The sequence below is a fragment of the Paenibacillus cymbidii genome, assembly GCF_004764705.1.
Lineage (GTDB): Bacteria > Bacillota > Bacilli > Paenibacillales > NBRC-103111 > Paenibacillus_AN > Paenibacillus_AN cymbidii.
The window spans coordinates 70,462-80,571 of the sequence record NZ_SHLX01000037.1; the positions used below are offsets into that span (position 1 = coordinate 70,462).

A 10,110-nucleotide genomic window follows, 5' to 3' on the forward strand; every position below is an offset into this window, starting at 1 on the left:
CATCGCAGAAGGATGGTTTGGCATGAATTTTCGCAGGAAACAATTTTTGGCCAGCGGCATTACGCTTGTGCTGACACTGGCGCTGCTCGTCGTCGTCCTCGTGCTGCTCGGCTCCATCAACCGCAACACCAGCGAAATCGTGGGCGATCGCTATTTGAAGGTGAAGACGCTTTCCGACTTCCGCCAGGCGTTTTCGGTCATTCATAGCGAGCTCGGTTACATGACGACAGACGGCAGCAACCTGAACGACCGGCTGAACACGATTGAAACGAACCGCCAGTTGTCCGTCAATTTGCTGCAGACGTTGGAACAGATGACGTTTTCCGCCGACGGCAAAGCGCTGTTCGCGCGAATCCGGACCGGCTACAACGATTACTTGGCACTGGTCAAACGGATTACCGACGCCGCGCAGGCCGGCAAAACGGCGGATGCGTCAACGCTGTACGTCACGGATGCCAAGCAACTGCGCGAAGGCTTGACCGTGACGATGAACGACTTCAAGACGCTGCAGGAAAACTTGATGAACGAAGCGCAGGAACGCTCCAAACAGGTATACGGCAGCATCCTCGCCATCGTTGGCTTGACCGCTTTCCTTACTTTGGCGGCGGGCGCCATGCTGTCGATCTGGGTCATTCGCGACACCGGCAAACGGTTGGGAAGCATTACCGCGGTGTTGGGCGCTGTCGACCTCGGACAGGAACGGCTGCCGCGGCTCGCCGTCACCAGCCGGGACGAATTCGGGCAAATTTCCGCTTCCTTCAATGAAATGGCGGCGTCGCTCGAATCTCACCAACAGCAAGTGCGCGCGTACAACCGCATCGTCGAGGAGCAAAATTGGGTCCAGACGCGAATCGCCGAAGTGGCCGTAATGTTCCAGGGGGCGACGGATTTGGCGGCCATGTCGCGTTCGTTCCTTTCCGCCGTTGCGGCGATGATTGGCGCCATGCATGGCGCGGTTTACTTGCGTCGAACCGACGGCAACGAGGAGAAGCTGGTTCGCGTCGCGTCGTTCGCGGCGATCGGCCAAGCGGAATCGTGGCCGGTCTTCCGCCTCGGCGAAGGATTGGTCGGTCAATGCGCGCTGGAGAAACGCACCTTTTCGCTGCTGAACGTACCGGAGCCTTACATCCGTATCGTCTCCGGGCTTGGCGAAGCGAGTCCGCGCAACGTGCTGATCGTACCCGTCGAATTCGAAGGCAAGGTAACTGGCGTTATCGAATACGCATCGTTCGAGCCGTTTACGCCGCCGCAGTTGACGCTGGTCGACCAGATACGCCTGTTGTTCGGCATCGCGCTGGACAGCGTCGGCGGACGGATGGAAATCGAGCGGCTGCTCCAGGAGTCGCAAGCCCTCACGGAGGAGCTGCAGGTGCAAGCCGAGGAATTGCAGACGCAGGCGGAAGAATTGCAGACGCAAACCGAGGAGCTGCAAACCCAGCAGGAAGAGCTGTCGGTGACCAACGAGAAGCTGGAAGAGCAGAACCGTTACGCCGAACAAAAAAATCACGAGCTCGAGCTGGCTTCGCGAGAGATGGAGAAATATGCCGAACAGCTCCGGCTCAGCTCCAGGTACAAGACGGAATTCCTTACCAATATGTCGCACGAGCTGCGTACGCCGCTCAACTCCATGCTGATCCTGTCGCAGCTGCTGGCGGATAACGAACAATTGAAGCTGGCGCCGGAGGAACAGGAATATGCCCGGGTCATTCACCAGTCGGGACAGGATTTGCTTAGCCTGATCAATGACGTGCTCGACTTGTCCAAGGTCGAGGCGGGCAAGCTGGAAGTCATCGTCGACGAGGTCAATACGACGGAAATCCCGGCGCTGATGCGCCACAGCTTCGACAAGCTGGCCGAAGCCAAACGATTGCGCTTCGACATCGCGCTGGACGATCGCGTCCCGCCGACATTCCGCACGGACGGCCAACGTTTGCTGCAGATCGTTCGCAACCTGTTGTCCAACGCGTTCAAATTTACCGAACAAGGGAGCGTTCAGCTCCGGATCGGGTTGGCCAAAACCGACGAGTATGACGGAGCCGCGAGAGATTCCGGCGAACCTGTGTCGGCTCGCCAGCGGACCATGCTGGCGATTTCCGTTGCCGATACGGGCATCGGCATTCCGGAGGACAAGCAGCAGCTTATTTTTGAAGCGTTCCAGCAGCTCGACGGCACGATAAGCCGCAAATACGGCGGTACCGGCCTCGGTTTGTCCATCTGCCGCGAATTGGCGCGACTGCTCGGAGGCAGCCTGTCGGTAACGAGCGTGCAAGGGCGAGGAAGCACGTTTACGCTGTACGTGCCGGAGTCGGTCGACGGGTCGGCGGCCTTGCCTGCCGCTCCGCTGGAAACCGCGGCCGCATTGGCCCGGGCCGAGACGATCGAAGTGCCGGCGATTCAGGCCGTTGCGCCGGCGGCGGACCGCGACGCGGACGACCGTTCGCACGATGCGGCGCTGTTCGCCGGCAAACGCATCCTGCTCGTCGACGACGATGCAAGAAACTTGTATGCATTGACCGCCGCGCTGGAGAACGAAGGCTTCCTCGTGACCGCCGCCGGCAACGGCAAACAATGTCTGGATCTTCTGGCCCAAGTCGGCGCCGATCTGGTGCTGATGGACATCATGATGCCGATCATGGACGGCTACGAAGCGATGCGGGCCATTCGCGCGAATCCCGAATGGGCGGAGCTGCCGATCATTACGCTGACGGCTAAGGCGATGAAGCAGGACCGCGACAAATGCCTGGAAGCCGGCGCTTCCGACTATATCAGCAAGCCGGTCCGTATCGATCAGCTGTTTTCGCTGATGCGGGTTTGGCTGACCAAATAAAGGCAGGCCGACGACATGGAAAAACAGACCTTCGAATGGAAACGGATGGCGATCGGCGTCAACCGCGCCAGACCTGTGAATACGAATATGGCGGCGGACGACGACACCGAACTCGGGGAGGAGCTGGACGGTACGGAAACAAGCCGCGAGGATGCGGAACGGCGGACAATCGAAATCGATTTGCTGCTGGAAGGCATTTACCGAATGTACGGGTTCGATTACCGGCATTATTCGCGCCCTTCCATCCAGCGGCGAATTTTGCACCGGGCCTCGATGGACAAGTTTGCGACCATTACCGCGCTGACGGAACGGGTGCTGCACGATCCGGCCGTGCTCGCCAGGCTGCTGGACGATTTTTCGATCAAAGTGACGGAGATGTTTCGCGATCCCGAATTTTTCCTTGCCTTGCGCCGGCATGTGCTGCCGGAGCTGCGCCATTTGCCGGAAATCCGCATCTGGCATGCCGGCTGCTCGACGGGCGAGGAAGCGTATTCGATGTCGATCTTGCTGCACGAAGAAGGGCTGTTGCACAAGGCGAAACTGTACGCCACCGACATGAACGAGCGGGCCGTTGCCCAGGCGCGGGAAGGCAAGCTGCTGCTCAAGCGGATGCAGGGCTTCACGCGCAACTACATGCAAGCGGGCGGACGAGCGGAATTTTCGCAATATTATACGACCGATTTCCAGTACGCCCGGTTGCGTCCGCAAGTGCTCGAGCCAATCGTGTTCGCCCAGCACAATTTGGCCACGGACCGGTCGTTTAACGAGTTTCATTTGATCCTGTGCCGCAATGTGATGATTTACTTCGATCCCACGCTGCAGAACCGGGTGCACGAGCTGTTCCATGAAAGCTTGGGCGCGCACGGATTTCTGTGCCTCGGCAGCAAGGAGTCGCTGGGCAATATGCCCGTGCGGGAGAAGTACGAAGACATCGCCGCGGCGGAGCGCATTTACCGGCTGCGGCCGCGGCCGCGGGAGTAAGGGCGGCGAGGGTCGGGACCGTTGCAACGCATGCGCGTGCAATGTGCGGCAGGGAGCGGCATAGCGCAGGGGCGTGTGAGGTTTACGACGAAACGCAGGGGAGCGATTGTCCGATGAGCGAAGCGACCGATTACGGCATGAAAGCGCCGGTACCGATTTTGCGCATGTTCGACGAGGAGAAGGCGAGGCAGTTTTATGTCGATTTCCTCGGGTTCCGCATCGACTGGGAGCACCGGTTCGAGCCAGGCACGCCGCTGTACATGCAAGTTTCCCGGGGAGGCTGCCGCATCCACCTTTCGGAGCATCACGGCGACGGCGCGCCGGGAGCGAACCTGCGGGTGGAGACGGACGACGTCGAATCGCTCCACGCCGAGCTGACGGCGAAGAAGTACAAGTACAACCGGCCCGGGCTGGAACAGATGCCGTGGGGCACACGCGAATGCACCGTCCACGATCCGTTCGGCAACCGGATCCACTTCTATCAGGAGTCGAACGAGTAACTTGGGCGGCCGCTGCTGAATAGGCCATGTTTGATTGCCTATTTCGCTAAAAATGACCCGCATCGGCGAAATAGCCAGTGTTTTCACTGGCTATTTTGCTGAAAAGGCCAATTGAGAGGCATCAGGGCTACAATAGCCAGTGTTTTCACTGGCTATTTTTCATGAACCGCGGAAAAAAGCGGGAAATAAGCCATTTTTCATGCCTATTTTGACAGCGCCCCCTAAACATACCCTCCGCCTACTCCCCGTGCCGGTAAACGCTCCAGCCCATATACTTGCCCAGCGCTTCCTCAACCGCGGGAGCGACGCGCGACACATTCGCCGCCACGTGGTGCTCGAAGCCGTTCTCGCAGATGTAGCGCAGCAGCTGCTGGAACCGCTCGATTCGCACAACGCCGTAGCCGCCGAACGTCAGCAGCGGGTCGTTCGTAAATTGTCCCTCGCCCGTATACGCCCGAATCGTGCCGTTCAAATCGTCCGTGGAAACGCGCAGATAAGTGAACGGATTCGCCCGAATGCGCCCGTTGATCGTGCCCGCCGCCTTGTCCTTGCCCACGGCGCCCGCCAAAATCTCATGGAAATCCATATGGATCGCCTCCATGATGTCTTTGGGCAAATTGCTGCAGTGGAACACGACTCCCTTGTCCGGGTCGTCGCCATAGTTGTTGTTCCAGTCGAGCAGCGCGCTCGGCCGCCCGGATGCCGCCTGCAGCGCATACATGCCGACGAGCCCGGGCACGTCGGTTTCGCAAGCGCTCGGGAGCAGGCTGTTGCTCATCATGCTCATGATCGCGCACGGCGCGACGCCAAAATACTCCTCCATCGACGTCCAGCACTGGATGGCGGTGGCGACCAGATCGTTGTCGCTCATCCAGCCGTCGATTACGGCGCCGAGCCTGGCCATCCGCTGCAAGCTTTCCCCCGGCATTCCTTTTGTGTTGACATAAGCGTCGATTTGCTCACGTTTGGTCCGCACCGCAGCCGACTGATCCGTCAGCCGGTTCGCCCGACCGAACAGTTCGGACAAATCGAGCGTCTCGACGCTAATCCCCGACCGCTCCAGCAATATTTCGCTGTACCGCACCGTATTGAAAGCGGCCGGCCTGGCGCCGATCGCGCCGAGACGCGCGCAACGCAGCGCCTTGACAACGCGGCATACGGCGGCGAACCGCTGCAAATCGGCGCGAAACGACGCCGATTCCGGATCGACAGTATGCTGCGTCGTCAACGAATACGCGAAGCCGTACTGGCGCAAATTGCTGCAAACGGACATTTTGCCGCAGAAGCTGTCGCGGCGGTCGGCGATCGTCATGCGCGATACGTCGTCGTGAAAAGCGTGCACCAGAATCGGGACGCGCAGATCGGCGTATTTGAGCGTATCGGCAATGCCGCGTTCTTCCCCGAAGTTGGGCAGCGTGATCAGAACGCCGTCGATATCTTCCCGGCGGCTGCGAAACAGCTCGGCGCAGCGCTTCGCGTCCTGCAGCGTAACGATCGAACCGGCACTTGCTTCCTCCGGCTCCACAATGACCGCTTCGATGCCTTCCTCCCGCAGCACGCGCACAATCGTTTCTCTGCCGCTTGCCGCGAGATGGCTCGGAAAAAATCCGCGATTGCCTACAATAACGCCCAACGTTGTGTTTCGCGGCTGGTGGCCCATCACCAATCTTCCTTTCTGTTCCGGCGACGGAATCGTGGTCTCACACACGTCGCTTCGGGTCTTGTGACTTGTGACGTTCGTCGCCATGGCGTTACTCTTCGCGCAGCATAGCGGCCGCAGCCACCGCATCGGCCTGACCGTGCACGATCGCCATCAGCGCCTTCGTCATCCGTGCCGGCGCGCGATGCTGCACGACGTTGCGGCCGTACACGATGCCCGACGCCCCTTGCTGCATGATGGCATACGTGCGCTCCAGCACTTCCTCGTCGGAGGCGAGCCCGCCGCCGCGCACGAGCACCGGGATGCCCGAGGCCGCCTCAACGACCCGGTGGTACTCCGTCACGTCATCGCACGGGTCGGCTTTAATCAAGTCGGCGCCGAGCTCGACGGCCTGACGGACAAGCGGCACGATTTTGCCGAGATCGCCGTCGACCATGTAACCGCCATGCGTTTCGTTCGGCTGCATGACGAGCGGCTCCACCATCATCGGCATGCCGAACCGCTCGCACGCCGGCTTGAGCGCACATACGTTGCGCAGCGATTCGTGATAAAGCTCCGGCCGCCCCGGCAGCAGCAGCAAATTGACGACGACGCACGCCGCGTCCAGCGCCACCGCCTGTTCGACCGCATCCGGAATCAAATGGCTGAATAAATGCGGCGGCAGCTGGCGGTTATAGAAATTGCCCGCGTCCGTGCGCATGACGAGCGACGGCTTCTGTTTGCCCGGGATCCGCTGCAGGAACCGGGCCTGGCCGACCGTCAGCTGTACGGCGTCCGGGCCGGCGTCGACGATCGTGGCGACGGCTTGTTCGATATTTTCGATCCCGCTCAGAAAGGAGCCTTCATTAAAAAAGCCGTGGTCGATCGCCACGTCGAAACATTTGCCATCCTGCGCGAACAATCTGTTTAGTCTTGGTTTCATTCTTCTCCCCGCCCTTGCGATGTCTTTGCCTGACGATTACTCGCTTTCACGATCTCAACCTGATGATCGCTGCAAAATTGCTCGATTTCCTTGTCGGCCACGTCATCGGTAATGATGCGATGCACCTGATCGAGCGATGCGTACGACGCAAGCGAACGGACGCCAAACTTGCTGCGGTCGACGACCACATTCGCTTCTTTGGCCTGCAGGGCGGCCATCCGTTTGATTTGCAGCTCGAAAATGTTCGAATTGCTGAACCCGTGCTCCACCGTTACGCCGGTAGCGGAAATAAAGGCGCGGTCGAAAGCGTACCTGCGCAGCGCCTCCTCCGTGCCCGGACCGACGAGCGATGACGAACCTTCCCATAACATGCCGCCAAGCACAATTACCTTCATGCTTCTGCTCCGGCTCTGCAGCTCGGTGACGATGCTGATTGCGTGCGTGACGACGGTAATCGGCAGTTCGGGATCGAGATAACGCGCTACTTGCAGCGTGGTAGTCCCCGAGTCGAGAAAAATCGACTCCCCCGGCCTCACAAGAGCGGCGGCAGCTTTACCGATGCGCTCCTTTTCGTCGCTCATCGTATGTTCCCGTTTGCTCATCGACACGTCGTGCGACTGCGACAGCACGGCGCCTCCAAACGTGCGGTGCAGCACGCCTTTCCGCTCCAGCTTCTCCAGATCGCGCCGGATTGTCACTTCCGTCACGTCGAACCGTTTGCTGAGCTCGTTTAATTTCACTTGGCCTTCGCGAACGATCCACTGGAAAATGTCATCCTGCCGTTTGTTAAGCTCAAGTGGTTCCCTTTTATCGTCTGGCGGATAACCATTCATCACGAACATCCTCTCATCGTAGGATCAAACATTCCCATGCGGCTTCGGTTTATGTTCGTTTCGCAAATTTATGATCGTTTCAAACATTATTCTATTAAAATATTATCGTTTTGTCCACAATAGTTTTATAAACGAACATACCATGATAATTTCGAACAAAAAAAACGGTACCCCGACCGGATACCGTTTCCCCACTTTATATGCCTCGCTTGCTGCTTACGTTAGGGGCCATCCCAACCGCTACTTGTTGTTGCCTGCCGCGTTCGCAGCTTCGCAAACAGATCGCGGAAAATAGGGTCCCGCTTTATTTCGTGCACATACCGGATGAAATGCCGGTTCGTGTCGACGCTCCAGCGGCAATCGTCCGACAGCACCGGGCTGGCGATTGTGCTGCTCGGCAGCCAGTCCGGCTCGATCAACCAGGCAATCGCCGATATGTCCCAAATGACGCGCGAGTACCCGGCATGGTCGGCCCGGCAGTTCCGGTACGTTTCGTGCAAATATTCGCCCACGGGTCCGCTGTTTTTCACATGATCGCGAATCTCCGACAATGTCGTGAGCAGATGGGACGCGACACCCATGCAAGGGACCAGAACGAGAGGCACGCCGCTGTCCAGCACAAGACGCGAGGCAAACACGTCCTGCTTCAGATTGAACTCCTTCGTATGCGGCCAGTTCAGCGCATGACCGCCTAGCCAGACGACCACGATCCGCTCCATGATGCGCGGTTCCATCAGAATCGCCGACGCCACATTCGTGATCGCGCCGATCGCGACCACATACAGCGGGTCGTCCGGCGATGAAGCCATTGCGCGCCGCACCAGATCGCGTGCCGCTTCGCTTTCGACCGGCGCATCCGCCGCCGGCAAATACTGCTCCGAACCGCGGAAGATCGGCACCTGGCCGCGTTCGCCCATCAGCGACAATATTTTACGCAGTTCGTTGAAGCTTTTCTCCATGCCGTCCTTTGGCCCGGTCGACAGTTCATTGAAGAACGGCGCCGCATAAAACGCCTCCATCCGCAGCCGTTCCGGCGACAGCAACGCATATACGACGGCGAACTGATCGTCGATTTCGTTGAATGTGTCCGTGTCCAGTACCGCCCTTACCTGCCCGGCCGGCCGTTCCAACCGCCGCAGCAATTCCGCTTGCGCCATGTTCGCGCGTATCATGCTTTTAGCCTCCGTTTGTTCACGATTTGGTTCTTACATGATAGAATGATAGCAACAATGGCGCGAAAATATTATCCCGATTCGGCCGATTTTTTATCGGATTCGGCTGGTATTGGCGGGAATTGCGGGGTTGGATATGCGGCTTGACTTTCTTTATTACGGCTCAAAATCGGCGGGAGCTTACGTGCCGTTCCACGAGCATGAATGCCGCGAGCTTGTCTACTACGAAAGCGGCCAAGGCCAAACGACAATCGGCGGCGTTCCGTTCGCGTTCCGCGGCGGCACGTTTGCGCTGATCGCTCCGCGCGTGGCGCATGACGAACGGCACGCTGCCGATACGCAGCTGCTGTTCATCGGCTTTCGCCTCGCTGAAGCCGCCGCGGTTACGGCGTCAAGCGCCGTCTACGCCGACGATGCCAACGGCACGGTGCTGCAGTTGCTGCTGCAGATGAAGGGCGAGTTTGCGCGGCAGCAAGAAGGGTATGCGGAAATGCTCAATCTGTTCGTCGGCCAGCTGTCGATCGTCCTGCGCCGCGTATTGTCCGGCTCCGCCGGAACCGGCCGCGGCGCCTCCGAGCCGCCGGACAAGCGGCTGCAGTATGCGCGCAACTATATGGATGAGCACTACCGGCAAAAAATTTCCGTCGACGCGCTCGCCGACCTGTCCGGCTACAGCTATGATAGGTTCCGTCATTTGTTCAAGGAACTGACGGGACTTGCGCCGCTGCAATACTTATACGACAAGCGGATCGCTTACGCCCAAGCGCTGCTGCTGCACTCCTCGGCTTCGGTGTCGGCCGTCGCCGCCGAAGCCGGCTTCGTGAGCGATGCGCAGTTTTGCAGCATGTTCAAGCGCGAAACCGGACTGACGCCCCGCGCCTTCCGCATTCGGCGGCAGGTCGAGTAAACGCCCCCTTGGTTCGGCTGCGGCATGCTCTCTTTTCAAAAATAGCCCATAAAAAATGGCCTATTGGCCCGATTTCACTCGCTTCGTCCAAAATAGCCAGTGTATTCGCTGGCTATTTCCCGCCAACCGCCACAAAATCGTTCGTTTCGCAAAAATAACCATCGATTTCACTGGCTATTTTGCGGCGGCCAGCCGTTTTGGGCGAAATAGCCAATAAAACATGGCTTATTTCGCGCATGGCTCGCCATGCTTCCCTTCGGGACAACAACAAAGCAGCCCTCCCTGACTCGCGTCAGAAAAGGCTGCTT

At 59.0% G+C, this 10,110-nt stretch carries 8 protein-coding genes; 4 read left to right on the forward strand and 4 right to left on the reverse strand.

What is annotated here, in order from left to right:
• Positions 1-22: 22 nt before the first annotated feature.
• The 3 genes from EXY20_RS33385 (at position 23) to EXY20_RS33395 (ending at position 4,308) form a co-directional block, all read left to right on the forward strand.
• Positions 23-2,827 carry a response regulator gene (locus tag EXY20_RS33385; RefSeq protein ID WP_135556764.1) on the forward strand — a complete coding sequence of 935 codons (2,805 nt, stop codon included), beginning with the start codon at positions 23-25 and terminating at the stop codon, positions 2,825-2,827.
• Positions 2,828-2,842: 15 nt separating this feature from the next.
• Entirely contained in the window at positions 2,843-3,808 is a 966-nt protein-coding gene (locus tag EXY20_RS33390; RefSeq protein ID WP_328592613.1) for a CheR family methyltransferase, read from the forward strand.
• 113 nt (positions 3,809-3,921) lie between these two features.
• A complete protein-coding gene (locus EXY20_RS33395; RefSeq protein ID WP_207671373.1) occupies positions 3,922-4,308 on the forward strand; it encodes a glyoxalase superfamily protein in 387 nt (128 codons plus the stop codon).
• A 238-nt stretch (positions 4,309-4,546) separates the two neighbouring features.
• Here the strand turns inward: EXY20_RS33395 and EXY20_RS33400 are convergent, their stop codons facing one another.
• The 4 genes from EXY20_RS33400 to EXY20_RS33415 all read right to left on the reverse strand — a co-directional run bounded on the left by EXY20_RS33400 (position 4,547) and on the right by EXY20_RS33415 (position 8,895).
• On the reverse strand, positions 4,547-6,055 hold the full coding sequence (locus EXY20_RS33400; RefSeq protein ID WP_207671374.1) for an L-fucose/L-arabinose isomerase family protein: 1,509 nt from the start codon (positions 6,053-6,055) through the stop codon (positions 4,547-4,549).
• A gap of 4 nt (positions 6,056-6,059) precedes the next feature.
• Positions 6,060-6,890: a class I fructose-bisphosphate aldolase gene (locus tag EXY20_RS33405; RefSeq protein ID WP_135556765.1), complete on the reverse strand. Its 831-nt coding sequence runs from the start codon at positions 6,888-6,890 to the stop codon at positions 6,060-6,062.
• A complete protein-coding gene (locus EXY20_RS33410) occupies positions 6,887-7,723 on the reverse strand; it encodes a DeoR/GlpR family DNA-binding transcription regulator (protein ID WP_167859702.1) in 837 nt (278 codons plus the stop codon). The genes EXY20_RS33405 and EXY20_RS33410 overlap by 4 nt, the downstream gene beginning before the upstream one ends.
• 221 nt (positions 7,724-7,944) lie before the next feature.
• Positions 7,945-8,895: a nucleoside hydrolase gene (locus EXY20_RS33415; RefSeq protein WP_135556767.1), complete on the reverse strand. Its 951-nt coding sequence runs from the start codon at positions 8,893-8,895 to the stop codon at positions 7,945-7,947.
• 136 nt (positions 8,896-9,031) lie between these two features.
• Here EXY20_RS33415 and EXY20_RS33420 point away from each other — a divergent pair, with 136 nt between their 5' ends.
• A complete protein-coding gene (locus EXY20_RS33420; protein WP_235886322.1) occupies positions 9,032-9,802 on the forward strand; it encodes an AraC family transcriptional regulator in 771 nt (256 codons plus the stop codon).
• Positions 9,803-10,110 lie beyond the last annotated feature (308 nt).

Coding starts and splice junctions, on each gene's coding strand:
- EXY20_RS33385 (WP_135556764.1), top strand. CDS start 23: ATGAATTTTCGCAGGAAACAATTTTTGGCCAGCGGCATTACGCTTGTG.
- EXY20_RS33390 (WP_328592613.1), top strand. CDS start 2,843: ATGGAAAAACAGACCTTCGAATGGAAACGGATGGCGATCGGCGTCAAC.
- EXY20_RS33395 (WP_207671373.1), top strand. CDS start 3,922: ATGAGCGAAGCGACCGATTACGGCATGAAAGCGCCGGTACCGATTTTG.
- EXY20_RS33400 (WP_207671374.1), bottom strand. CDS start 6,055: ATGGCGACGAACGTCACAAGTCACAAGACCCGAAGCGACGTGTGTGAG.
- EXY20_RS33405 (WP_135556765.1), bottom strand. CDS start 6,890: ATGAAACCAAGACTAAACAGATTGTTCGCGCAGGATGGCAAATGTTTC.
- EXY20_RS33410 (WP_167859702.1), bottom strand. CDS start 7,723: ATGAATGGTTATCCGCCAGACGATAAAAGGGAACCACTTGAGCTTAAC.
- EXY20_RS33415 (WP_135556767.1), bottom strand. CDS start 8,895: ATGATACGCGCGAACATGGCGCAAGCGGAATTGCTGCGGCGGTTGGAA.
- EXY20_RS33420 (WP_235886322.1), top strand. CDS start 9,032: ATGCGGCTTGACTTTCTTTATTACGGCTCAAAATCGGCGGGAGCTTAC.